The sequence below is a fragment of the Kineosporia succinea genome (assembly GCF_030811555.1).
GTDB classification, from domain to species: domain Bacteria; phylum Actinomycetota; class Actinomycetes; order Actinomycetales; family Kineosporiaceae; genus Kineosporia; species Kineosporia succinea.
The window spans coordinates 7,014,189-7,037,111 of record NZ_JAUSQZ010000001.1 but is presented as its reverse complement, the minus strand read 5'-3'; the positions used below and the strand labels follow the sequence as shown (position 1 = coordinate 7,037,111).

21 protein-coding genes are annotated in these 22,923 nt (G+C 71.2%); 16 read left to right on the top strand and 5 right to left on the bottom strand.

The window, feature by feature from the left end; all coding sequences use genetic code 11:
* Positions 1-446 precede the first annotated feature (446 nt).
* From J2S57_RS31085 to deoC, 7 genes are all read left to right on the top strand, one after another.
* Positions 447-1,433, top strand: a complete 987-nt coding sequence (locus J2S57_RS31085) for a substrate-binding domain-containing protein (RefSeq protein ID WP_307249550.1) — start codon at positions 447-449, stop codon at positions 1,431-1,433.
* Between the two features lie 72 nt (positions 1,434-1,505).
* On the top strand, positions 1,506-2,522 hold the full coding sequence (locus J2S57_RS31080) for a galactitol-1-phosphate 5-dehydrogenase (protein ID WP_370882727.1): 1,017 nt from the start codon (positions 1,506-1,508) through the stop codon (positions 2,520-2,522).
* A gap of 33 nt (positions 2,523-2,555) precedes the next feature.
* Entirely contained in the window at positions 2,556-4,064 is a 1,509-nt protein-coding gene (locus J2S57_RS31075) for an FGGY-family carbohydrate kinase (RefSeq protein WP_307249548.1), read from the top strand.
* The gene (locus J2S57_RS31070; protein ID WP_307249547.1) at positions 4,061-5,032 is read left to right on the top strand and encodes a sugar-binding transcriptional regulator; all 972 of its coding nucleotides are present in this window, start codon (positions 4,061-4,063) and stop codon (positions 5,030-5,032) included. The genes J2S57_RS31075 and J2S57_RS31070 overlap by 4 nt, the downstream gene beginning before the upstream one ends.
* Positions 5,029-6,534, top strand: a complete 1,506-nt coding sequence (locus tag J2S57_RS31065; RefSeq protein WP_307249546.1) for a sugar ABC transporter ATP-binding protein — start codon at positions 5,029-5,031, stop codon at positions 6,532-6,534. Before J2S57_RS31070 ends, J2S57_RS31065 begins: the two co-directional genes overlap by 4 nt.
* Positions 6,531-7,547, top strand: a complete 1,017-nt coding sequence (locus tag J2S57_RS31060) for an ABC transporter permease (RefSeq protein WP_307249545.1) — start codon at positions 6,531-6,533, stop codon at positions 7,545-7,547. The genes J2S57_RS31065 and J2S57_RS31060 overlap by 4 nt, the downstream gene beginning before the upstream one ends.
* Positions 7,548-7,584: 37 nt before the next feature.
* Positions 7,585-8,283 (top strand): deoxyribose-phosphate aldolase, encoded by a 699-nt coding sequence (gene deoC, locus J2S57_RS31055; RefSeq protein ID WP_307249544.1) that lies wholly within the window; start codon positions 7,585-7,587, stop codon positions 8,281-8,283.
* 123 nt (positions 8,284-8,406) lie between these two features.
* Here deoC and J2S57_RS31050 read toward each other — a convergent pair whose 3' ends face one another.
* On the bottom strand, positions 8,407-10,587 hold the full coding sequence (locus J2S57_RS31050; RefSeq protein ID WP_307249543.1) for an MMPL family transporter: 2,181 nt from the start codon (positions 10,585-10,587) through the stop codon (positions 8,407-8,409).
* A gap of 60 nt (positions 10,588-10,647) precedes the next feature.
* Between J2S57_RS31050 and J2S57_RS31045 the strand changes: the two genes are divergently transcribed.
* On the top strand, positions 10,648-11,100 hold the full coding sequence (locus tag J2S57_RS31045; protein ID WP_307249542.1) for a MarR family winged helix-turn-helix transcriptional regulator: 453 nt from the start codon (positions 10,648-10,650) through the stop codon (positions 11,098-11,100).
* Between the two features lie 45 nt (positions 11,101-11,145).
* Here J2S57_RS31045 and J2S57_RS31040 read toward each other — a convergent pair whose 3' ends face one another.
* Positions 11,146-11,775: a TetR family transcriptional regulator gene (locus J2S57_RS31040; protein WP_307249541.1), complete on the bottom strand. Its 630-nt coding sequence runs from the start codon at positions 11,773-11,775 to the stop codon at positions 11,146-11,148.
* A gap of 215 nt (positions 11,776-11,990) precedes the next feature.
* Here J2S57_RS31040 and J2S57_RS31035 point away from each other — a divergent pair, with 215 nt between their 5' ends.
* Positions 11,991-12,524: a cupin domain-containing protein gene (locus J2S57_RS31035; protein ID WP_307249540.1), complete on the top strand. Its 534-nt coding sequence runs from the start codon at positions 11,991-11,993 to the stop codon at positions 12,522-12,524.
* A 127-nt stretch (positions 12,525-12,651) separates the two neighbouring features.
* Here the strand turns inward: J2S57_RS31035 and J2S57_RS31030 are convergent, their stop codons facing one another.
* Complete coding sequence (locus J2S57_RS31030) at positions 12,652-13,152, bottom strand: hypothetical protein (RefSeq protein WP_307249539.1); 501 nt, start codon at positions 13,150-13,152, stop codon at positions 12,652-12,654.
* A gap of 347 nt (positions 13,153-13,499) precedes the next feature.
* Here J2S57_RS31030 and J2S57_RS31025 point away from each other — a divergent pair, with 347 nt between their 5' ends.
* The 4 genes from J2S57_RS31025 (at position 13,500) to J2S57_RS31015 (ending at position 16,325) form a co-directional block, all read left to right on the top strand.
* Positions 13,500-14,750, top strand: a complete 1,251-nt coding sequence (locus tag J2S57_RS31025) for a DUF6924 domain-containing protein (protein WP_307249538.1) — start codon at positions 13,500-13,502, stop codon at positions 14,748-14,750.
* 106 nt (positions 14,751-14,856) lie between these two features.
* Positions 14,857-15,075, top strand: a complete 219-nt coding sequence (locus J2S57_RS35470; protein WP_370882520.1) for an SDR family NAD(P)-dependent oxidoreductase — start codon at positions 14,857-14,859, stop codon at positions 15,073-15,075.
* Positions 15,076-15,183: 108 nt separating this feature from the next.
* Positions 15,184-15,777 carry a sugar O-acetyltransferase gene (locus tag J2S57_RS31020; protein WP_307249537.1) on the top strand — a complete coding sequence of 198 codons (594 nt, stop codon included), beginning with the start codon at positions 15,184-15,186 and terminating at the stop codon, positions 15,775-15,777.
* A complete protein-coding gene (locus tag J2S57_RS31015) occupies positions 15,774-16,325 on the top strand; it encodes a TetR/AcrR family transcriptional regulator (protein WP_307249536.1) in 552 nt (183 codons plus the stop codon). Before J2S57_RS31020 ends, J2S57_RS31015 begins: the two co-directional genes overlap by 4 nt.
* Positions 16,326-16,473: 148 nt before the next feature.
* Here J2S57_RS31015 and J2S57_RS31010 read toward each other — a convergent pair whose 3' ends face one another.
* Both J2S57_RS31010 and J2S57_RS31005 read right to left on the bottom strand, forming a co-directional pair.
* Positions 16,474-17,088, bottom strand: coding sequence for a hypothetical protein (locus J2S57_RS31010; protein ID WP_307249535.1), 615 nt, complete (start codon positions 17,086-17,088; stop codon positions 16,474-16,476).
* A 100-nt stretch (positions 17,089-17,188) separates the two neighbouring features.
* Entirely contained in the window at positions 17,189-17,602 is a 414-nt protein-coding gene (locus tag J2S57_RS31005) for a hypothetical protein (protein ID WP_307249534.1), read from the bottom strand.
* A 200-nt stretch (positions 17,603-17,802) separates the two neighbouring features.
* On the opposite strand from J2S57_RS31005, the gene J2S57_RS31000 reads away from it, so the two are divergent.
* The 3 genes from J2S57_RS31000 (at position 17,803) to arfB (ending at position 22,842) form a co-directional block, all read left to right on the top strand.
* The gene (locus J2S57_RS31000) at positions 17,803-20,229 is read left to right on the top strand and encodes a tetratricopeptide repeat protein (RefSeq protein ID WP_307249533.1); all 2,427 of its coding nucleotides are present in this window, start codon (positions 17,803-17,805) and stop codon (positions 20,227-20,229) included.
* A 213-nt stretch (positions 20,230-20,442) separates the two neighbouring features.
* Entirely contained in the window at positions 20,443-22,230 is a 1,788-nt protein-coding gene (locus tag J2S57_RS30995) for a BCCT family transporter (protein ID WP_307249532.1), read from the top strand.
* Positions 22,231-22,416: 186 nt separating this feature from the next.
* Positions 22,417-22,842, top strand: coding sequence for an alternative ribosome rescue aminoacyl-tRNA hydrolase ArfB (gene arfB / locus J2S57_RS30990; RefSeq protein WP_307249531.1), 426 nt, complete (start codon positions 22,417-22,419; stop codon positions 22,840-22,842).
* Positions 22,843-22,923 lie beyond the last annotated feature (81 nt).

Genomic DNA, 22,923 nt, shown 5'->3' with positions numbered 1-22,923 from the left:
GGCGTTGAAGGTCGAAAGCGGTTGCCGGGAAACGACTGTGCAAACACAGCGGTTACCGCGGTGCTGACGCGGCGTAGGGTGTGCCCGGGCCGCCGGTGATGTCCGGGATCCGGGCCGACGCCTCAGCTCGTCGCGCACCTCGACCATCCGGATGGGGCCGAATCGTTCGCGGGGTCGCCGGGCTCCCGCGTGCAGGTCGGCGCACCGAGGAGGCCCGGGCGCTTCAATCCCGTCTCGAACAACCCGGAAAAATATTGCGATTCCGGGCGGAAGGCGCTTCTTCCGTTTTCTGGACCCTCCATCGCAGTGAGGGATTGTAAGGAGACGAGCGACCTCCTGACCAGGCCTGATCGCTCTTTGCTCAGATGAGCAAAGTGCCCAGCAAGTGTTGATGACCGTTGGCGTCGTTCACATACTGGCAGGACCTTCTACTGCTGGGAGCGGACATGCAACGACGCATCCGATTCATTTCCACCGTTTCGGCCGCGGCCGCCGTGGCTCTCATGGCCACCGCGTGCGCCTCGGGCTCGTCGTCCTCGACGGGGTCGGGCGACGGTGACGGGATCAAGATCGGCTTCTCGCAGGTCACTCAGCAGTCGCCGTTCTACGTCGAGCTGGGCCAGGGCGCCAAGGACGCCGCGGCCAAGGCCGGCGACGAGATGTACTTCGTCGACGCGAACGGCGACGTGACCAAGCAGAACGACGACATTCAGGACCTGATCACGCGCGGCGTGAAGGTCCTGATCATCAACCCGGTCGACCCGAAGGGCGTCGCGCCCGGTCTGGCGGCGGCGAAAGCTGCCGGGGTCAAGGTAATCTCGGTCGACCGGCCACTCGACGGTGCCGTCACCTACGTGGGGCGCGACAACGTCGAGATGGGCAAGCTCGTGGGTGAGCAGCTGCTGAAGTCGCTCGGCTCCGGTGGCGGCAAGGTGCTCGAGATCCAGGGCGACGCGGGCGGAACCGTGGCGCGCGACCGCAGCGCCGGCTTCAACGAGGCACTCAACGGCGCGCCCGGCGTGACCGTGGTGAAGGGCCCGTACGCGGAGTACATCCGGTCGAAGGCCGTGACCGCGATGCAGGACCTGCTGCAGTCGAACCCCGACGTGAAGGCCGTCTACTGCCACAACGACGACATGTGCATGGGTGTGCTCCAGGTGCTCAAGGAGAACAACCGTGACGATGTCAAGGTCGCCGGCGTGGACGGGCTCATGGAGGCCGTGAAAGCCGTCGCCGACGGCGGGCAGTACGTGGCGACCGCGGTGAACGACCCGCAGTACGAGGGCCAGATCGCCGTCGACACCGCCGTGAAGGTGGCTGCGGGGGAGAGCGTTCCGGAGTTCATCGACGCGGGCACCAAGCTCGTCGACGCGGACACGGCCAAGGACCTCACGGGTGACGCGCTGTTCGCGCAGTACGTCCCGTCCGAATGAGTCTGGCTGCCTGAAGAACAAGCACATCGAGAGCGAGGAAAAGTCGTGACGAGCACTATGCGGGCCGCCGTGATGCACAGCCCCGGAGACATCCGGGTCGAGATGGTGCCGGTGCCCACCCCCGGACCCGGTGAGGTCCTGCTGGAGGTCGAGGCCTGCGGCGTCTGCGGTTCCGACATCCCCCGGATGCTGAGCGCCGGCGCGCACCGGATGCCGATCATCTGTGGGCACGAGTTCGCCGGCCGGGTGCGCGAGGTGGGGCCGGGCGTCTCCGGTTTCGACGACGGCGAGCTGGTCACCGTTCCGCCGCTGATCCCGTGCCGGACCTGCACCTACTGCCTCCAGGGCCAGTTCAGCTTGTGTGAGGACTACGACTACTTCGGTAGCCGGCAGGACGGCGCCTACGCCCAGTTCGTGGTCTCGCCGGTGGGCAACCTGCTGAAGGTGCCGCAGCACCTCGACCCGGTCGCGGCCTCGATGACCGATCCGGCCGCTATCGCGCTGCACGCCCTGTGGCGCACCGACATGCGGGTGGGCAAGCGGGTCGCGGTGGTCGGTGCCGGTCCGATCGGCTTGTTCGCCGTTCAGTGGGCGCGTCTTTCGGGCGCGAGCGACGTGCTGGCGGTCGACCTCGACGAGAAGAAGGCCGCGATGGCCGTCGAGGCCGGGGCAACGCACACGGCGAACTCGTCGGACGAGGCGAAGGATCTGGCCGGGGCCGGCTACGACATCGTCATCGAGTCGGCGGGCGTTCCGGCGGCCGAGGTCATGGCGATCGACATCACGGCCCGGCGCGGTGAGGCCTCGTTCATCGGGATTCCGCACGAAACGGTAGCTCTGCCCAAGTCCACGTTCGGTGCGTTCCTGCGCCGCGAGGTCACGCTGCACGGTGCCTGGAACTCGTTCTCCGCGCCGTTCCCGGGCCGGGAATGGACCACGAGCGTGGAGCGTCTTGCCGAGGGAAGCCTGCACTGGAAGTTCATGGTCACGCACGAGCTCGGCCTTGCCGAGCTGCCGGCGATGTTCCAAACTCTCGGCAGCCGTAGCGAGTTCACCTCGAAGGTGGTATTCCGGCCGAACGCCTTGTAAAAGGCGCTGTTCCGACACGAAGGGGTGTCCGAAGTGAGTTTGCTCTTGGCCCTGGACCTGGGCACGGAAAGCATCCGGGCCGGTGCGTTCGACGAACACGGGGTACTGGTGGCCAGTGCCCAGGCCGACTACCCGACCCGCTTCCCGCGGCCGGGATGGGCCGAGCAGAGCCCGGAAGACTGGTGGTCGGCGACCCTGACCACCCTGGGCGAGATCTCCTCGCAGATCGGCGACCGCCCGATCAGCGGGGTCGGTCTGGCCACGACGGCCTCGACCGTGGCGGTGCTCGACGGGCAGGGCCGGTCGCTGCGTCCGGCCCTGCTGTGGATGGACGCCCGCGCTCACGCCGAGGCCGGGCGCACCACGCGGGTCACGCACCCGGTGATGCGGTACAGCGGTGGCGGGGACGCGGCCGAATGGCTGGTTCCCAAGGCGATGTGGCTGGCGGTCAACGAACCGCGGGTGTACGCGGCCGCTGACCGCATCGTCGAGGCGGTCGATTACCTGACCTACCGCCTGACCGGCCGCTGGGTCGCCTCCCGCATGAACGCCGTGTGCAAGTGGAACTACAGCGAACGCGACGGCGGCTTCCCGCACGATCTGTACGCCGAGCTCGGGGTGCCCGACCTGGCCGCGAAACTTCCGGGCGAGGTGGCCGCGGTGGGGGCCCCGGTGGGCACGGTGCTGCCCGAGGTGATGCGGCAGGCCGGGCTGCGGGGCGCACCGACGGTGGCTGCGGGCGGGATCGACGCTCATCTGTCGATGCTCTCGACCGGCGCGCTGGCTTGCGGCGACGTATCGGTGGTGGCGGGGACGTCGGTCGCCCACGTCACGCAGATCGACGAGCCGGTGTTCACACCGGCGATCTGGGGCCCGTACCCGGATGCCCTGCTCAGTGGCCGCTGGCTGATCGAGGGTGGGCAGATCTCCGGGGGAGTGCTGCTGCGCTGGGCCGCGGAGACGCTGCTCGGGCGCAGCCGGGATCAGGGCCCGCAGTTGATCGCGGAAGCCTCTGCGGTGGCGCCCGGCAGCAACGGCCTGCTGGTGCTCGACTACCTGATGGGCAATCGCACGCCGTACCGCGACGCGAAGCTGCGGGGGGCGGTGCTGGGGCTGACTCTCGACAGCAAGCCGGCCGAGATCTACCGGGCGGCAGTCGAATCGGTGGCCTACGGCACCCGCAACGTGCTGCAGTCGTTCAGCGAGGCCGGGATCCCGGTGAAGCGGATCTGTATCTCGGGCGGGATCCGGCACAACCCGCTGTGGAAGCAGGTCACGGCCGATGTGCTCGGTCAGCCGATCGAGCTCGTCACCTCGCAGAACCTCACCCTGCTCTCGGGGGCGGCGTGTGCCGCGTCGGCGGCCGGCCTGTTTCCCGACCTGGTCAGTGCCGCCGGGGCGTTCGGTGCGGAATGTGTGACGATCGAACCCGATCCGGCGTTGTCCAGCCTGTACACCGAGGGCTTCGAGCTGTACCGCGAAGCCACGGCAGCCGTCACCGGCGTCAGCCACTCCCTGGTCGACCGGGCGGTCCGGCCGTGACCGAAACCGACTCCACCGGAGACGAGACCGGTCACACCGACCTGCTGCTGCGTTGCGCCCAGCTGTACTACGAGGCCGACAACACGCAACAGGAGATCGCCAAGAAGCTGCACCTGACCCGCTGGAAGGTGGGGCGGCTGCTGGCCGAGGCCCGCGAGAGCGGGCTGGTGCGCATCGAGATCGTGCATCCCGCCGCGCGGCAGAAGGCCGAGGAACAGGCGCTGTGCGAACGGTTCGGGCTACGGGGCGCGGCGGTCGTGCCGGAGAACGCAGCCGGCGACGAGCAGGAGCTGCTCTCGGCCGTGGGCCGTTCGGCGGCGCAGTTCCTCAGCGACCTGAGCCCGGTACCGAAGCTGCTCGGGGTCTCCTGGGGGCGCACGATGGATGCTGTCGCCCGCTGGATGACACCCGGGTGGGCGAACGGCGTCCATGTCGTGCAGCTGAACGGCTCGATGCGGGTGTCACGCACGCCCAACGGCGCCCCCGAGCTGGCGGCCCGTATCGCCAGCGCGGGGGCGGGCCGCGTGAGTCTGCTGCCGGTGCCGGCCATCGTCGATGAGCCGACCACCCGACAAGCCCTCGAACAGGACTCCTCCGTGTCGGGCGTCCTCGATCTGGCCTCCCATGCCGGTGTCGTGATCTTCGGGCTCGGTGCCCTGGGCGTGGATTCGGTCCTCGTCGAATCCGGGTACCTGAGCGCCGACGACATCTCCGGGCTCGGCGCGGCCGGTGCGGTCGGCGACGCGCTGGGCCGGTTCATCACCGCGGACGGCTCTCTCGCCGACCCCTCGCTCGACGAGCGCACGCTCGGGGTCGACCTCGACGTCCTCACTTCGATTCATACCCGCATCGCTGTCGCCGCCGGACCGCGCAAGCACCAGGTGGTCCGCGCAGCTCTTCGCCGGGGCCTGTGCACGGCACTGGTCACCGACGCGGGTACCGCGAAATTCCTGCTGGAGCAGCCATGACAACCACAACGGCCCTCGAGCCGGTCCTGACCATGTCCGGGGTGGTCAAGCAGTTCCCCGGAGTGCTGGCGTGCAACAAGGCCGAACTGTCGGTGCGGGCCGGGGAGGTGCACTGCCTGCTCGGCGCGAACGGGGCCGGCAAGAGCACCATGATGAAAATCCTTGGTGGCGCCTACATGATGGACGCCGGCGAGGTCCGGTTGGGTGGGGAGGTACTCCACCTCAACGGCCCCGCGGCCGGACTGGCCGCCGGTATCAGCGTGATCTACCAGGAGCTCGACCTGGTCGGCGACCTGACCGTGGCCGAGAACCTCTACCTCGGGCGCAGTCCCGCCAGACTCGGCTGGGTCGACCGGGCCACCCGCCGCGAACAGGCCGTGGCGATGCTGAAGCGGGTCGGCGCCAGGTTCTCGCCCGACATCAAGGTCGGCTCGCTGCCGGTGGCCGGGCAGCAGCTCACCGCGATCGCCAAAGCCCTGACGATGGACGCGCGGGTGCTGGTCATGGACGAACCCTCAGCCGCCCTGAACGAGAACGAGCTGCAGAAGGTGTTCGCGGTCATCCGTGACCTGACCGCCCAGGGGCTGGCGATCATCTACATCTCGCACCGGTTCGAAGAGGTGCGGGCCATCGGCGACCGCGCCACCGTCATGCGTGACGGCCGCACCATCGGCACGTACGACATCGCCTCGGTCACCGAACGCGAACTCGTCACCGCGATGATCGGTGAGCACAACGAGCTCGTCGAGCGCGTTCGCCGTGAACCGGCCGCAGGGGAGCCCCTTCTCAAGGCCAAGCGGGTGCACATCGAGGGTGTGCTCGACATCCGCGACCTGAACGTGCGGCGCGGCGAGGTGATCGGCCTGGCCGGGCTCGACGGATCGGGCCGGACCACGTTCCTCAGTGCGATCTTCGGTGCGACCAGGGCCGAGACCGATATCGAGTACGACGGGAAGCGTGTGCGGTTCGGTGATCCCGGCACAGCGGTGCGCGCCGGCATCGGGCTGGTGCCCGAGGATCGCAAGACGCAGGGGCTGATGACGGAGATGTCCGTCACCCGCAACACGACCGTGGCGTCGTTGCGACGGAAGGTGACGTTCAGCCCGGGATCGCTCGGCGCGCTCGCCGAACCCGCCCTGAAACGGCTGGGCGTGCGGTACGCCTCGGGAGACCTTCCCGTCGGCCGGCTCTCGGGAGGTAACCAGCAGAAGGTGGTGCTGGCGAAGTGGCTCACCAGTGGCGTGAACCTGCTGCTGCTCGACGAGCCCACCCGGGGCCTCGACATCGGGGCCAAGGCCGAGCTGTACCAGGAGGTGCTGGAACTGGCCGATTCCGGGGTGGCCGTGATCGTGGCCAGCAGCGAACTGTCCGAGCTGATGGCCTACACCGACTCCGTCTGGGTCTTCCACGAAGGGCGCAACATCGCGTCGTTCGACCCGGCCGTGGCATCGCGAGACGAGATCGCCTATGCGGTGGTCACCGGAAACGAGGAAGCACGATGAACTCCACCAACGCTGACAGCGCCGTCGCCGAGACTGCTCCCGCCGACGCCGCTGCCACCGGCAGCCGCTGGGCCGTGAGCGGATCGCTGGTGACCCGGTTCAACCTGCTGCTGATCTTCATCGCGCTGTGCATCGCGGCGAGCGTTCTCTCCCCGGTCTTCCTGACCTCGCAGAACATCTCGAACCTGCTTCAGCAGTCCAGCGTGGTCGGCATCACCGCGATCGGCATGACCTTCGTGATCCTGGTGGCCGGCATCGACCTGTCGGTCGGCAGCGTGGCGGCACTCGCGGGCATGAGCGTGGCCCTGCTCATCGAGGGCGGCGTGCCGTGGTACCTGGCCATCGTGATCAGCCTCAGCATCGGGGCGGTGCTCGGCTCGGTCATGGGCGGGCTCAGCGCCTACCTGACCCTGCCCGCGTTCATGGTCACCCTCGCCGGGCTGCAGTCGGTGCGAGGCCTCACCTATCTGACCACCGACGGCACACCGACCGACGGCAACCTGCCCGAGGCGTTCACCTGGCTCGGCACCGGCAAGATCGGCCCGCTGCCCGTCACCGGCCTGATCTTCATCGCGATCACGATCATCGCGGCCGTGGTGCTGCGCCGCACCGTGTACGGCGAATACATCTACGCCACCGGCAGCAACCCGACGGCTGCGCGGCTGTCCGGTGTGCCCACCAAGCTGATCACGCTGTCGGTGTTCGCCATCTCGGGTGTGCTGGCCTCACTCGCCGGTGTGCTGCTCACCGCCCGTCTGACGATCGGTCAGCCCACCGCCGCCAGTGGTCTCGAACTCGATGCCATCGCGGCCGTCGTGCTCGGCGGCACCAGCCTCTTCGGCGGCAAGGGCGGGGTCTCGGGCACCTTCCTGGCGGTGCTGCTGCTCGCGGTGCTGCGGAACCTGTTCAACCTTCTGGGCCTGGGCTCGTACTTCCAGATGGTCGTGACCGGCTTGGTGCTGGTCGTCGCGCTGGTGCTGAACTACCTGCTCGAGCGCCGTTCCCGGGCCTGATCCGTTCCTTCTCCACCTCTGACAGGAGCACTGCACCATGAGCATCACCCGTGAGTCCGTGGCCGGCCTGATCGACCACACCCTGCTCAAGCCCGAGGCCACGCCCGACCAGGTCGCGGCCCTGTGCCGGGAAGCCGCCGAGCTGAACGTGTTCTCGGTCTGTGTCTCGCCCTCCCAGTTGCCGCTGCCCGCCGGCGGCCTGCCCTCGACGATCGCTGTGGCCACCGTCTGCGGCTTCCCCTCCGGATCGCACGCGGCCTCGGTCAAGGCGGCCGAAGCTGCCCAGGCCGTGCGTGACGGGGCCACCGAGGTCGACATGGTGATCAATCTCGGTCTCGCCAAGAGCGGTGACTGGGATGCTCTGACGGCCGAGATCGCCGCGGTGAAGAAGGCCGTCGGATCCGTGCTGCTGAAGGTCATCATCGAGAGCGCGGCCCTGACCGACGACGAGATCGTGGCGGCGTGCCAGGCCTCCGAGGCCGCGGGTGCCGACTACGTGAAGACGTCGACGGGGTTCCACCCGGCGGGCGGGGCCACAGCTGCGGCAGTGCGGCTGATGGCCGCGACCGTCGGCGGTCGGCTCGGGGTCAAGGCCAGCGGCGGGATCCGTACCGCTGCCGCCGCGACCGAGATGATCGAGGCCGGTGCCACGCGGCTCGGGCTGTCGGGGAGCCGGGCCATCCTCGAGGCGCTGTCCTCGGGCACCGAGGTCACCGGTCCGGGCGGAAGCTACTGACCGCAGCCCCGGCCGTGATCATGCGAACGTCTCCCCGAGCGCGGGGCATGGTCACGGCGGGTGCGGGGTCGGGGGTCGCGGTCGAGTGGGTGCCCGGGGCCGGGATCTGCCGGACGTGGTTCTTCAGTCGTGGTGCCCGTCAGTGGCGGCGGGAGGCTCCGGTGCGGTGCCGCCGTCGCGCCCGGGCCGGATCGCTGCCGTCCCGGGCAGGCGCAGGGTTCGCTGCAGCCATCGGGGCGTCGTCCAGTTGGCCCGTCCGAGCACCCCGACCAGGGCCGGGGCGAGGAGCCCCCGCACCAGGACCGCGTCGATCGCGATCCCGAGCGCGAGGGCGGTGGCCAGGACCTTCACTTCCAGCGCGGGCACGGTGGACAGCGCGACGAACGCGAAGAACAGGATCAGGGCGGCGGAGGTGACCAGCCGGCCGGTGTTGGCGATGCCCTCGACCACGGCTCGGTCGGTGGCGGTGCGCTCGTCCAGGGTGGGTGACGCCCCCGGCGCGGTGAGTGCGTCGTACTCCTCGCGCATGCGGGACAGGATGAAGACCTCGTAGTCCATGGAGAGGCCGAACAGGAACGCGAAGGCCGCGATCGGCACCCAGATGGTCACGGCGCCGGAAGCGGACTGGCCGAACAGCAGGTCCGAGCCGTATCCGTCCTGCCAGATCAGGACGGTGACGCCGTAGGCCGCGCCGATCGAGAGCACGTTCAGGGCCAGGGCTTTGACCGGCAGCCACAGCGAGCGCAGGGCCCGGGCCAGGAGCAGGAACGTCACGACGGCCACGGCGAGCACGACCCACGCGGCGTTGCCGTAGACGGCGGAGATGAAGTCGGCGTCCTCGGCGGGGGTGCCGCCCACCCGCGCGTCGGTGAACGTGCTCGCGGTGGCCCGGATGTCCTCGACGGTGGCCCGGCCGGTGTCACCGGCCGGGTCGGTGTCGGTCCAGACCTGGATCAGGGATCGGCCGCCGGCACTCCAGCCGGTGGTGGTGGGGGCGACGGCGGCCGCGACCCCGTGCAGCGTGAGCAGGCGCTCGAGGGCCTGGTCGGCCTGGTCCTGGGGGATCAGGATCTCGGTGGGGCGCACCACGCCCGGTGGCAGGCCTTGGGAAACGGCTTCGGTGAGGGCCTGTGACGACGGCGAGGTGGAGGCGATTCCGCTGAGCTGGGCCGTGCCGAGCGTCAGCGTCAGTGCGGGTGCGGCCAGGGCCAGCAGCACGATGATCGAGCCGACGGCGGTGAGCCGGCGTCGGCGCAGCACCGCGCCGGCCAGAGCGGCCCACATCCGGCTGCGCGTCACGGCCGGTTTGCGGCGTGGCCAGTTCAGTTTCGGCCCGAGGGCACTGAGCAGGGCCGGGACCAGGGTCAGGGAGACGGCGACGCTGAACAGGGGGATGAGCAGGCCGCCCAGCCCGATGCTGCGCAGGAACGGGAGCGGCACCAGGACCAGGGCGGCCAGGGAAACCGCTACGGTGACGCCGCTGAACACCACCGAGCGTCCGGCGGTGGCCATGGCGGTGCGGACGGCGTCGTCGTTGCTGACGCCCTTGGCGCTCTCCTCGCGCCAGCGGGTCACGACCAGGAGCGAGTAGTCGATGGCGACGCCGAGTCCGATGAGGGCGATCAGGTACTCGACCACGGCCGAGACATCGGTCAGGTAGGTCAGCCCGAGCAGGGCCACGAACGTCCCGAGGATGGAGACGGCGGCGACCAGCAGGGGCAGCCCGGCCAGCAGGGAGCCGAACACCAGGGCCAGCACGACGAGGGCACCGAGCCCGCCCAGGAGCACCTCGACGATCAGGCCGCGGTCGTCGCCCCCGCCTGCCTCGAGGATGCTGAAGCCGGTGAGGGTGACGTCGGTACCGTCGCCGGAGGCGTCGGCGGCCACTTGTTCCAGGGCCGGTGTCGCGGTGGCGTACGGGTCGGCGCCGGGGGTGATCGGTGGGTAGACGATGCTCACCGCGCTGTCCGCGGTGATGTTCAGGACGTCGGCGCCGGGGTCGGAGGGCGCGACGGTCCGGGTTCCGGGCAGTGCCTGACGGGCCGCGGCCGCCACGTCGCTCGCCGTGGTGGCCGCCTCGTTTCCGTCGACGACCAGCAGCAGCGGGTCGTTGAGCCCGCCGTTGCCGAACTGCTGCAGGATCTGCTGGTTGGCCTCGTACGCGGGCCGGCCCGGCAGCTGGAACTCCAGGGAGAGGCGGTCGACGGTGGTGGCCGCGGTGGCCGCGCCCGCGACGGCGACCACCAGCCAGACCAGGGCGACGAGCAGCCGGTGGCGCAGCACCGTGTCGGTCAGTCGGCTCATGGTGATCCCTCGTCGAGGTGTAAGGAAACTGATAGGTGTCAGGAACCTTATACTCGAGACATGGAAACGACGCCAGGCGGCTGGAGCGGTGGCGACCCCGACGCCTTCATGGCCATGACCCTGACCCGCACCGCTCTGGCCATGCGCAAGACGTTCGTCGCCGCGCTGGCTCCCTTCGACCTGCCCGCACCCCAGTTCAGCGTGCTGATGAACCTGGTCCAGAATCCGGGCTGCAGCCAGGCCGACCTGGCCCGGGTCGTGCTGGCCACTCCCCAGTCGGTGGGTGAGCTCCTACGGCAGATGGAGCACCAGGGCCGGGTCGAGCGCACACCGCCCAGCGGTCGCGGCCGGGCCTCGGCGGTCTACGCCACCCCCGCCGGCACGGCGCTGCTGGACGAGGTGACCCCGCACGTGCTGGCCGCTTTCAGCCCGCAGGCCCTCGGCCTGGACCGGCAGACCCACGACCGGATCAATGCGGAACTGCACACCATGCTGCGTGCGCTCACCTCCTGACGGCCACCCCGGGACGGCGGGGTCAGTGCGTGAGCCGGTTCCCCGTCAATTCTGTTCCAGGGGTTCATGCGGACTCGGCGGCGCCACGTCGTCCGAGGCGGGCCCGGTCAGTTCGGCCAGGGCCCGGACGGTCCGGTCGAGTTCGCGGCGAGCCAGGCCGGTGAACCCGCGAAAGGCCGGGTTCGTGGCCCATTGCGTATAGGCCGCGTTGAACGCCGTGGTGCCGGCCAGCCCGGCCACTTCGGCCGTCCGTGTGCTCACTCCCCGGGCGGCCAGCGCCTCGGTCATCGCCCGGGCCAGCGCCGTCCGCTTGAGCACGGCGCGCTCGTTCAGACTGGGCGAGGACGCGATGAGACGTTGGCGGGTGGCGGCGTGGCGGTGCCGGTCGGCGTCGAAAATGGGGGCAGCGGAAAGGATCGCGGACCGCACGAGCTCCAGGGGGGGCGCGCCCGCCGCGCCGTCGGCGATGCCCTGCCGGAAGGTGTCGGCCAGCAGGTCCTGGCCCCAGAACAGCACTTCGGGCTTGTCGCGGAAGTGGCGGAAGAACGTTGCCTTGGTGAGGCCGGCGAGGCCGGCGATCTCGGCGGCCGACACCGCCTCGAACCCCCGCTCGGCGAACAGTTCCAGGGCGGCGTCCTCCAGTCGCGTGCGCGCGTTCGGTTGCCAGCGGACCATCGCCCCAGCCTAGCGACGCCGTTGCGTCCCGGTCTCGTCAGCCGCTACGTTGATGAGACCGAGACTCATCAAAGGAGTCCGGTCCGGACAGGGCGAGGAGAGCGAACCATGGGACGTCTGACGCGCCGGGAAGCCGTCGGGTCGAGCAGCCGGGAACCCGCCGCCGGGCGGGGGACGTCCGAGGAGGACGCGGTGGTCGTGCACCCGGTGGAAGCATGACGGTTCGTCGCGTCGTCACCGGGCACGACCACAACGGCAGGTCGCGCGTGGTGGACGACCGGACGGTGGAGGCCATCACCTCTCCGCTGATGCCCGGCTTCGCTGCCTATCGGCTGTGGGGGCAGGATCAACCGCCCACGTTCCCGGACGGCGGGTCGCCCCCTGGTGTGGAGGCGTGGTTCCCGCCGCTGGAGGGATCGCGATTCCTGATCATCACGCATCCCCCGGAGGGCCGGACCCCGTCGCCCGACGTGGACGCCGCCGCGGCCGGAGCCGAGTTGGAGCGGCAGATGCCGGGCCTGACAGCGTCGATGGAGCCCGACGGTTCGGGGATGCACACCAGCGACACGCTGGACTACCTGATGGTCGTGCAGGGTGAGGCCACGCTCGAACTCGACGACGGTGAGCGGGCCGTGCTCCGGGTGGGTGATGTCGTCGTGCAGAACGGAACTCGGCACGTGTGGCGCAACTACGGCACCGAGCCCTGCACCGTCGTCGCTGTCGCGGTCGGTGCGCAACGCACGAAGTGACCGCCTCGCCCACCCGGGACACACAGCCGGTGCTGCGTCTCGGCGATCTGGACCGGCAGCCCGGCAGCCCGGGGCCTGCGGGACCGGACGGCCACGGCCGGGCCGGCCGCGCCGCCGCCCGCGGAGCCTACAGCCGCGTGTCGATGTCGCTGCCTGTCGTCGTCGCCGTCACGGTCGACGTCACCTGAACCTGCGGGATCTGCTCAGTGTCAGCCGTACTGAACTGCCCGAACTCGCTCAGGGCGTCCTGAACGGTGGCGATGGTGGCGTTGCCGTTGTTGTTCAGGAGGGCGTTGACGGCCGCCTCGTCGAAGCTCTGCTCGGCGGTCACCGCCTGGTCGGCCCGAGCTTCCTGGACGGCTTCCTGGGTCGCCTGCAGATCCTGGTCGGCCAGGATCGCGTCCTGCAGGCGGGCCTGCTGGATGCCGTAGGCGTCCAGTGCGGCCTGACGGTCCTCGACCCGCTGCTGCGCCTGGAGCTGGGCCTCCAGCTGGGCCCGCCGTTCCTCCTGACGATCCAGAACCGCCTGCTGGGTCGCATCTGTCGTGCTGGCCTGCTCCATCATCTGTGCCTGCTGATCGATGACGGTGCTGGTTCCTACGGAACTACTGACGGGGCCGATACTCACGGTCGATACCTCGATCCGAAGCGGGTGCTGACCCCATGGGCGTCGGCCCGGAGCCGGCCGGAGATAACCACGCCACTGGACCGGTCGGGGGAAAGCGGAGCCGCGACCGCCTGGGCGGGCCAAGGTCCGGTTGCGGAGAACGGTCACGTGCTGTGCGAACGGCCTGGCCGCGTTCCTGCCCCGTCTCGGGTTTCCGGTCCGGGGCCGGGGCGTCCGAAGGCCGTCGACGAAGGGCGCGCTCGTCAGGACGGGACCGGCCCCTCGCCGGGCCACGTCCCGGTGAACTTCGGGGGCGTTTCGCTCGTGCTGATCCGTACAGGCAGCAGCCCGACGAGAGAGAGCTGACGATGGAGGCCTCCGACTACACCGTGGTCCTGCGCCCCGGTGAATTCCTGTCCCACGAGACGGTGAGCTGCCCGAGCGGTGAGTTCACGCTGGTGCACCAGCCCGACGGCCGCCTGGTGATCCACCGTCAGGCCGACGGGTATCCGGTCTGGGTCTCCGGCACCGGCGATCAGGATTCCACCGGGGAGGGCTCGACCGGCACCGGACGGTTCGAGCTGCGGCCGGACGGGACACCGGTCGTGCTCGGGCCGGACGGGGCACTGCTGTGGAGCGGCAAGGTCTCCTCGGTGCCGATCAGCGCGGTGGTGATGCACAACGCGGGGCGCATGATGACGCTCGACGAGGACGGGTACGTGCGCTGGCAGACCGATGCGCCGCCTGCGGCCTGGGAACGCTGGCACGGGCTCCCGGACGGGCGCAGCCTCAGACGCGGCCAGAATCTGACGGGGCACACCCTCACCTCCGCCAACGGCCGCTTCGCCCTGGTGAACACGCGCGACGGCGCGGTGTTCCTGCAGCGGGCCGGTGGCGACATGCTGTGGGGCGACTTCTCCCGGCAGTACCCGGGGCTTGCCCTGAGCGAGGAGGGCAACCTGGGCAGCCGTCGCTCCGGCGGGTACTTCTCGATGGACAACGGCATCGGCGTTCCCCCTGACCTGGGTGCCTTCGAGATGTACGTGTCCGACGACGGCCGGATCACCTTCGCCGACGAGGCCGGGCAGGTGATCTGGCAGGGACCGCTGCCGGAGCCGCCGGCGTCGGGGACCCCGGAAGCACCCGGGGCCGAAGAGCGTCGCGAAGAGGTGGTCCCGCACCGGTCGCCCGTTCTTCTGGACGGCTGTGACCGGTTCGACGTGCTCGTCGTGCGTACCGATTTCGGTGACGAGGTGGCCTGGCAGGCGATCCTGGGCGACCTGCGGGAACCGGTGAACGGGCAGGCCGAGGAGGACGACGCCCCCGAGCCCTTCGTGATCGAGGACCGGGCCTGGGAAGGCGCCCGGTGGGAGGAGATCGTGCCGGCACTGCCGGACGAGGGAACACCCGAGGTGCTCTTCGTGGCGGACCGTGAGGCCATGGCCGTGGGCCACCCGCTCCTGGCCGTCAACGTCGCGCTGCTGAGTGATGCCGAGGACGCGGCCCCGGACGACGCCCCGCCGCAGACCGGACGCGTCGGGGCGCGGCAGGCCTCGTCGATGGCGGTGAACCTGGCCCTGGCCAACATGGACTTCGAGGACTTCACCGGACGGGGATGACCTCGGCCGGGACATCGCCGTCCCCGGCCCGGGCGCACCCACTCGCGGACGTCTTCTCCGCACGTGCGGTGGCCCGGCCGGGTGGCGACCGGGATGCTCTCCTTCCATGCCTCGTCATGCGCCTGGTCGCTTCAGCGGATCGTTCGCCCTCGTCACCGGTGCCGCCCACGGAATCGGGCGGGCCTGTGCCGCGCGGTTGGCGCAGGAGGGAGCCGACGTCGTGGTCGCCGACATCGACGCGGCGGCCGCCGGGCGGACGGCATCCGCGGTCGGTGGGCGGGCGGCGAGCCGTACTCCGCGGCCAAGGCGGGCGTGGTGTCATTGACCGCCAACCTGGCCTGACCGCGGGGCGCCGGGCGCCCTGAGCGAGGCCGAGCGACGCGAGCCGTTCCCGGAGGCGCCGCCGCACCCCGACGTATGTACGCTTGTTCTTATGGATCGAGAAACCGTGGCACCCGGCGACCAGCGCTCGATGACCGAGCGGATGCGGGCCGGTGACCTCTACATCGCCGACGACCCGGAGATCGCCGAGGCCTCCTTCGTCGCCCTCGACCTGATGTCGGCCTACAACGCCACCACCGCCCGGCAGGCGCCGCTGCGCCGCCGGATCCTCGAGCAGCTGCTCGGCGGGATCGGCGAGGCCAGCGAGATCCGCCCGCCGCTCCATGTCGACTACGGCACGAACATCCGCATCGGGGCACGCTGTTTCGCGAACTTCGGGCTGACCGCCCTGGACGTCGCGACGATCACCATCGGCGACGACGTGCAGATCGGCCCGCACGTGCAGCTGCTCACCCCCACCCACCCGGTCGACCCCGAGCTGCGGCGGGCCAAGTGGGAGGCCGCCGAGCCCGTCGTCATCGGTGACAACGTCTGGCTGGGCGGGGGAGTCGTGGTCTGTCCGGGGGTCACGATCGGCGAGAACACCGTGGTGGGTGCCGGTTCCGTCGTCACCCGCGACCTGCCCGCGAACGTCGTGGCGGTCGGCAGCCCGGCCCGGGTGATCCGCGAGCTCGGCCCCGCGTGAGCGGTGACAGACGCCCCCGGCGCACCGATCCGCAGCGCCGGGAGAGGATTCTCGACGCGGCCATCACCGTGATGGCCGCTCGCGGGGTGGTGGGCGCCACGCACCGGGTGATCGCCGAGGCGGCCGACGTGCCGCTGGGGTCGCTCACCTACTACTTCTCCAGTTTGGACGACCTGCGCACCCACGCCTTCATCCGCCTCTCGGAGCGGCTGGGGCAGGCGTACCGCGCCCGGTTCGACGCGGTGACCGACGTGCCCGGGCTGATCGAGGCGGTCACCGGCCTGATCCACGACGCGGCCGGGGCGAGCACCGACGAGTGGGCGGTCAGCTACGAGCTGTACGGCGCGGCCCTGCGCGACCCGGCGCTGCGGGAGGTCACCGAGAACTGGATGCGCGCAAGCCGTTCGGTGCTGGAACGGTTCGTCGAGCCGGACACCGCCCGCGCGCTCGACGCCCTGATCGAGGGGCTGGTGATCCACTCGATCCTGTCCACGGCCCCGCCCTCACGCGAGCAGATCCGGGAGGCCGTGCGCCGTCTCGTGAGCTGAGCGTTTCCGGACGCCCCGGGTCCCGTCACCGGCGTGGCCGCCGGGTCGACCGCACCGGCGACGACCGCACCGGCGGCGGCCACCGCGTCCTCACCGGTGCTCACCCCGGGCAGGTCACCGGCCGCGCCCGTGAATCCGGACGGCGCGGTCAGCAGGTGGGCAGGTTCCCGTCGTGCCCGGCCGGGGCGACGAGCCCGCCGTAGACCCAGCCCTGGTGCGGGTCGGAGGGGGAGGAGTTGCCGAACTCGGTGCCCGGGCCGGTGGTGGGCCAGGTGATCCGGTACCAGAGCGCCCCGGTGCTGTCGCCGGGCTCGGGATCGAACCCGGTGTCGGCGCGGCAGGTGGCCCAGACCGAGCTGCGGAAGGCGGCGGAGCCGATCTGCACGCCGTCGGCGTACCCGCTGGATCGGACCTTCAGGCCCAGCGTCGCGTCGGCCACCACCACGAGCGGCCACGGCCCTGGACCGGTGGGTGCCGTACCGGCGAATTTCCCGGCCCGGTCGAGGATCTCCTGCTTGCTGTCGGCCCGGGCCAGGTCGTCGGCCTGCTCGGTCCAGCAGGTGAGCTGCACCTGGTTGCCGTCGCCGGAGACGCTGGTGTCGGAGCAGCTGTGGCTGTCCGCCTCGCCGCCGGCGAGCAGCGCCGGGCCCAGGGCGACGGCCCCGACGAGCACGCCCGCGATCGCCCAGCGGCGCGCGGACATGTCGATCCGCAGGCCCTTCACGGCCAGCCGGTGGCTCTTGTCGTCGAGGTCGCCGGTCATGTGAATCCTCCTGTGCGGTCGGATGTGCGGGTGCGGGTGGCGGGGGAGCGGGCGCGGGTCCGGTGCCCGCCGGGCGGCGGGCACCGGACGGTTGCCGGGATCAGGCGGGCGGGCCGGAGCCCTGGTAGCAGGTGCTGCTGTCGTTGATCTGCAGTCCGACGACCGGGCCGTACCCGTCGTGGTAGGTCGAGGCCTCGGTGTTGTTCTCCAGGCAGCTGGTGTAACCGCTGCTGTGCTTGAAGTAGACGACGTCGTCGTTGCGGGTGTTCTTGGCCTGGGTCACGTCCCGGCGCGAGAACAGCTGCCAGCCGGACGTGACGTCCTTGAACTGCCCGACCTTCGTGCCGTTGCTCGTGTAGAGGCAGACGTACGGGTAGCTGCACCCGCCGAGGGCGGACGTGGACGCCGAGGCCGGGGACCCGCCGGTGATCAGGGTGCCGGTGGCCGCGACGAGCGTCAGGAAGACGATGCTGAACCACCACGAGAAGTGGTGACGGGTGGTCGATGTCGACATGGTGGGTGCCTCCTGGTCGGAACGGATGGTGCGGTGGTCCCAGGCTCCGGCGCCGGGTGGGTGCCCGGCCGGGGGAGCGGACACCCGGGCGTTGGCGTCCGGCTGACCGGCACGGACGCCCGAAGGAGGCGGATGCGTCGGCGGACAGCGGGCGGTACGGGGCATTTGTGCGTTTAGCGAGGTGGGCGGACACTGGGCGGGTGTCCGAGGCCTGGCACGGCGAACTGCGCGACCTCCTGCTCACCCTGCACGCGCACACGCGGGGCCGGAGCCCCGGCGGGCTCCTGTCGATGCGGGAGATCGGGGCGGCCTCCGGCCTGTCGTCGAGTTACGTGGCCGACGTGCTCAGGGGCCGGCGGCGTCCCCAGCCCGGCAGTGCCCGTGCCCTCGCACTGGCCGTGGGGGCCGACCCGGCCGAGGCGGACCGGGCCGTCCTGTACGCCGAACGGATGCACGACGGCGCCGGGGCGGCGCCGGCGAAACGGGTGCGGCTCGGCGCCGGGCCCCTCCCGCCCGACTGCGAGCAACCACGAAAAGCACTGTCCCGGCGTCTGTCTCCTGGACGGGGCCGGGTGCGCACGACCGTCCTGACCGGTCTGAGCGGTGTCGGCAAGACCCAGGTCGCGCGCGCCTACGCCGACGGCCTCTGGCGCGAGAACCGGGTGGATGTCGTGCTCTGGGTGAACGCGGCCCATCACGACTCGGTCGTCGACGCCTACGCCGAGGCCGCGCGCCGGCTCACGGGCACCCGCGACCACCACGACGTCGCGGCCGCGCGGCGTCTTCTCGACTGGACGGCCACGACCCGGCGGACCTGGCTGGTGGTGCTCGACGACCTGCAGAGCCCCCAGGTCCTGGCCGAGTGGGCGCCCAGGCGCAGCGCCCGCGGCCAGACACTGGTCACCACCCGGCGCCGCGATCACGCCCTGACCGGCGGCCAGGTCCGGGTGGTGACGGCCGAGGCGTTCAGCCCGCCGGAGTCGCAGGCCTACCTGCGGGCCAAGTTCGCCGCCGCCCCCGAACGGGCCGCCGGGGCGCAGGCCCTGGCCGCTGACCTCGGGCACCTGCCGGTCGTGCTGGCCCAGGCCGCCGCCTACATCGACGACCGTGCCCTGACCTGCGATCTCTACCGGGAACGGCTGCGCCGGGAGCAGGCCCGGCTGGCCGGCCTGGTGCCCGAGACCGACGCGCTGCCCGACGGCCAGCGCCTCGCGTACCTGGCCGCCTGGTCGCTGTCGATCGCGCTCGCCGACACCCTGACGCCGCGGAACCTGGCCCGTCCGCTGCTGGAGATCGCGGCGCTGCTGGACCCCAACGGCATCCCGGCGCGGATCTTCGAGGAGCCGGCGGTCGAGGCGTACGTGCGGTCCCGTCAGCCGCGCTCCGCCGAGCGGGCCCGCGAGCAGGGGCAGCCGTTCGCCGACGCGGTGCGCTGCCTGCACCGCCTGAACCTGGTGACCGACGGGGACGGGCGGGTGCGCGTGCACGCCCTGGTCCAGCGCGCCACCCGGGAAAGCCTTCCGCCGCAGGCACTCACCGCCGCGGCCCGAGCCGGGGCCGACGCGGTGAACGGGCTCCTGGGGCGCACCGGCGACCACGACCCGGCCAAGGCCCTGCTCCGCGCCGGCGCCCTGGCGTTGCACCGTCACGCCGGCCGCTCGCTCGTCGAGGGCGGGATGCACCCCCTGCTCCCGGCCGTCACGGCCGACCTCGGCCGCACCGGGCAGGTGCACGCGGCTCTCGCTCTCGCGCTCGAGGTGCACGCGTCCGGCGTCGGTGTGCTCGGCGAGGACCACCCGGACACCCTGGCCGCCCGGTCCGAGCTCACCTTCTGGCAGGGGCACACCGGCGCGCCCGCGGCGGCCCTCGCCGCGATGCGGGAGCTCGTCACCGCCTTCACCCGGCTGCACGGCCCGCACGACCCGCGCACCCTGAAGGCGCGGCACGAGCAGGCCGGCTGGCGGGCCCGGGCCGGCGGGATACCGGAGGCGATCAGCGAGTTCCGGGCCCTGCTGGACGACCGGATCCGGCACCTGGGCCCCGACGACCCGGACACCCTGCACACCCGCAACAGCCTCGCGGCCTGGCAGGGCTACGCCGGGGACGCGCCCGCGGCCGTGCGCGAGCTGCGCACGGTCCTGGCCGACCGCACCCGCCGGCTCGGGCCGGACGCTCCGGACACCCTGGACACCCGGCATCACCTCGCCCAGTGGATCGGTGAGGCCGGCGACGGGCCCGCCGCCGTCGAGATGTTCCGCAAGCTCCTGGTCGAGCGCACCGACGTGCTCGGGCCCGACCATCGCGACACCCTGGCGACGCGGTACCGGCTGGCGCTGTGGCGAGGGCGCACCGGCGCCGTCGCGCAGGCCGTCGAGGAACTGCGGGCCGTCGCCCGCCGCAGCGCCACCCTGCTCGGCCCGGCCAACCCGGACACCCTCACCGTGCGCTTCGCGCTCGCCGGCCTGCGGGGCGGCGAGGACCCGGCCGCGGCGGTGCGGGAGCTACGGGCCGTGCTCGACGACCAGATGCGGGTGCTGGAACCGGACCACCCGGATCTGGCCGGCACCCGTACGGCCATCGAGCAGTGGGAACAGGGGCACCGGGACGGAGGCCGGCCGGCCGCGTGATTCAGTTCCCACTTTCCGGTGTCCCGGATGTCGGTGATGTCGCGCTCGCGTGGGACGAGGGGTCACCGGTGGTCGTCAGCCGGTGAGGATCGGCTGGCCGGTGACACCGAATCGTTAGATGCTCGACGTCCTGGCCTTTGACAGGCAGACCGGTAGCAAGGAACGTGCCCCCTGCCAGAACGTCAGGAATTGGCGGGCGACGGAGGGAACCACGTGCCGGAAACGGAACCGCACCACCTCAGCAGCAGCACCGAACCACCCCGCGAACCGGCCTCGCTGCACCGTGAGAGCGCCGACCGGCGGCTGCCCACCGACCGTGTGGTGTTCGGCGTCGCGGCCGGTCTGATGGTCGCGTTCATCGCCTGGGGCATCATCAGCTCCGACTCCCTCAGCAGCGTCGCCTCCACCGTGCTGGACCAGGTCATCGCCGGTGGCGGCTGGGCGTTCGTGCTCACCGCCAGCGGGTTCGTGGTCTTCGCGCTGTGGCTGGCCTTCAGCAGCTACGGCAAGGTGCCGCTGGGCCGCGACGACGAGGAACCGGAGTTCCGGTCGATCTCGTGGATCGCCATGATGTTCAGCGCGGGCATGGGCATCGGCCTGATGTTCTACGGCGTCGGTGAACCGCTCTCGCACTTCACCTCCCCACCGCCGGCCACGGTCGAGGCGGACACCGCCGAGGCGTTCGACGTCGCCATGGCCACCACGCTCTTCCACTGGACGCTGCACCCCTGGGCGATCTACGCGGTCGTCGGCCTGACCATCGCCTACGGCACGTTCCGCAAGGGCCGCCCGCAGCTGATCAGCTCGGCGTTCATCCCGCTGTTCGGCCGTCGGCGCGCGGAGGGGGCCTTCGGCCGGGCGGTCGACATCCTGGCCATCTTCGCCACCCTCTTCGGCTCCGCCGCCTCGCTCGGCCTGGGCGCCCTGCAGATCGGCGGGGGCCTGACCGCCGGCGGGTTCATGGACTCGGTCGGCACGTCGCTGCTGGTCGTCATCATCGTGGTGCTGACCATCGCGTTCATCGCCTCGGCGGTCTCCGGCGTCTCCAAGGGCATCCAGGCCCTGTCGAACGTCAACATGGTGCTCGCCGGCCTGCTGGCCGTCATCGTGTTCATCGGCGGCCCGACCGTCCTGATCCTCGACCTGATCCCGACGATGATTGGCGACTACTTCGGCAACCTGTCGCAGATGGCCGCCCGAACCGCGGCCACCGGCGGCGACGCCACCGAGACCTGGCTGGCCGGCTGGACGGTCTTCTACTGGGCCTGGTGGATCTCGTGGGCGCCCTTCGTCGGCATGTTCATCGCCCGCATCAGCCGGGGCCGCACCATCCGCCAGTTCGTGGCCGGCGTCATCCTGATCCCCAGCTCCGTGAGCCTGCTGTGGTTCGCGGTCTTCGGCGGGGCCGCGATCAGCGCCCAGCGCAGCGGCACCGACCTGGCCTCGAAACCGATCGAGGGCCAGCTGTTCGGCCTGCTCGACACGCTCCCGCTGGGCGCGGTGCTCGGCGTGATCGCCATGATCCTGGTCGCGATCTTCTTCGTCTCCGGCGCCGACGCGGCCTCGATCGTGATGGGCACCCTGAGCCAGCGCGGCTCGATCCACCCGAGCCGCGGCGTGGTGATCTTCTGGGGTGCCGTGATGGGCGCGATCGCCGCGATCATGCTGCTCGTCGGCGGCGGCGAGGGCGACGCCCTGTCCGGCATCCAGAACACCACGATCATCATGGCCGTGCCGTTCATGCTGGTCATGGTGCTGATGTGCGTGTCCCTGGTGAAGGACCTGCGCAACGACCCGATCGTGCGCCGCGACCGGCGCGTGGTCGAGGCGCTGGAGGCGGCGGCCGACTACGGCCGGGAGAACTACAACGACGAGTTCTTCATGCCGGTCAAGCCGCACCCGGTGGACGAGGACGGCGAGGACGGTGGGCCGGGCACCCCGGCCCCGGCGGTTCGGAGCGACAGCGAGCCGGAGGACGCGCCGGGCACCCCCCGCGGTTGAGTCACCCGAGGGGTCCCGGTCGATGAGCGCGCCGGGACGCCCCCGGGGACAGTGAGGGACGCGGATCCGGTGCGGATCCGCGTCCCTCGTTCGTTCTCGTCGCCGCGGGGAGCACCTCGTGCCGATCTGGGTGCCGGCCGGGCCGAGCCGGGTGGAGCCGAGCCGGGCGGAGGGCAGAATGGGCACATGCCCGGCCCCCTGAAGGTGACCCAGTCCCTGACCATCCCCGAGGCCGAGCTCACCTGGCGCTTCACCCGCGCCTCGGGGCCCGGCGGCCAGGGCGTCAACACCACCGACAGCCGGGTGCAGGTCTGGTGGGACGTCACGGCCAGCCAGGTGCTCACCGCCGGGCAGCGTGAGCAGATCCTCAGCCGCCTCGGCGGGCGCCTCGTCGCCGGCGTCCTGCCGGTGACCGCGTCGGAACAGCGCTCGCAGCTGCAGAACCGGGAGACCGCCGAGCAGCGCCTGGCCCAGATCGTGGCCGGCGCCCTGGCCCCGCCGCCTCGCGCCCGGCGCGCGACCCGGGCCACGAAAGGCTCGCAGGAGCGCCGGATCGCGCAGAAGAAGCGACGCGGCACCATCAAGAAGCTACGTCGCGACACCTCCGACTAGGTCTGGACACCGCAACCGCGGGACGGGCCGAAAAGCACTTGCCCCGGGCCGGTCGTCCCGGCAGCCTCGTGCCCAGTCACA

Coding starts and splice junctions, on each gene's coding strand:
- J2S57_RS31085 (WP_307249550.1), top strand. CDS start 447: ATGCAACGACGCATCCGATTCATTTCCACCGTTTCGGCCGCGGCCGCC.
- J2S57_RS31080 (WP_370882727.1), top strand. CDS start 1,506: ATGCACAGCCCCGGAGACATCCGGGTCGAGATGGTGCCGGTGCCCACC.
- J2S57_RS31065 (WP_307249546.1), top strand. CDS start 5,029: ATGACAACCACAACGGCCCTCGAGCCGGTCCTGACCATGTCCGGGGTG.
- J2S57_RS31060 (WP_307249545.1), top strand. CDS start 6,531: ATGAACTCCACCAACGCTGACAGCGCCGTCGCCGAGACTGCTCCCGCC.
- deoC (WP_307249544.1), top strand. CDS start 7,585: ATGAGCATCACCCGTGAGTCCGTGGCCGGCCTGATCGACCACACCCTG.
- J2S57_RS31050 (WP_307249543.1), bottom strand. CDS start 10,587: ATGAGCCGACTGACCGACACGGTGCTGCGCCACCGGCTGCTCGTCGCC.
- J2S57_RS31045 (WP_307249542.1), top strand. CDS start 10,648: ATGGAAACGACGCCAGGCGGCTGGAGCGGTGGCGACCCCGACGCCTTC.
- J2S57_RS31040 (WP_307249541.1), bottom strand. CDS start 11,775: ATGGTCCGCTGGCAACCGAACGCGCGCACGCGACTGGAGGACGCCGCC.
- J2S57_RS31035 (WP_307249540.1), top strand. CDS start 11,991: ATGACGGTTCGTCGCGTCGTCACCGGGCACGACCACAACGGCAGGTCG.
- J2S57_RS31025 (WP_307249538.1), top strand. CDS start 13,500: ATGGAGGCCTCCGACTACACCGTGGTCCTGCGCCCCGGTGAATTCCTG.
- J2S57_RS35470 (WP_370882520.1), top strand. CDS start 14,857: ATGCCTCGTCATGCGCCTGGTCGCTTCAGCGGATCGTTCGCCCTCGTC.
- J2S57_RS31020 (WP_307249537.1), top strand. CDS start 15,184: ATGGATCGAGAAACCGTGGCACCCGGCGACCAGCGCTCGATGACCGAG.
- J2S57_RS31010 (WP_307249535.1), bottom strand. CDS start 17,088: ATGACCGGCGACCTCGACGACAAGAGCCACCGGCTGGCCGTGAAGGGC.
- J2S57_RS31005 (WP_307249534.1), bottom strand. CDS start 17,602: ATGTCGACATCGACCACCCGTCACCACTTCTCGTGGTGGTTCAGCATC.
- arfB (WP_307249531.1), top strand. CDS start 22,417: ATGCCCGGCCCCCTGAAGGTGACCCAGTCCCTGACCATCCCCGAGGCC.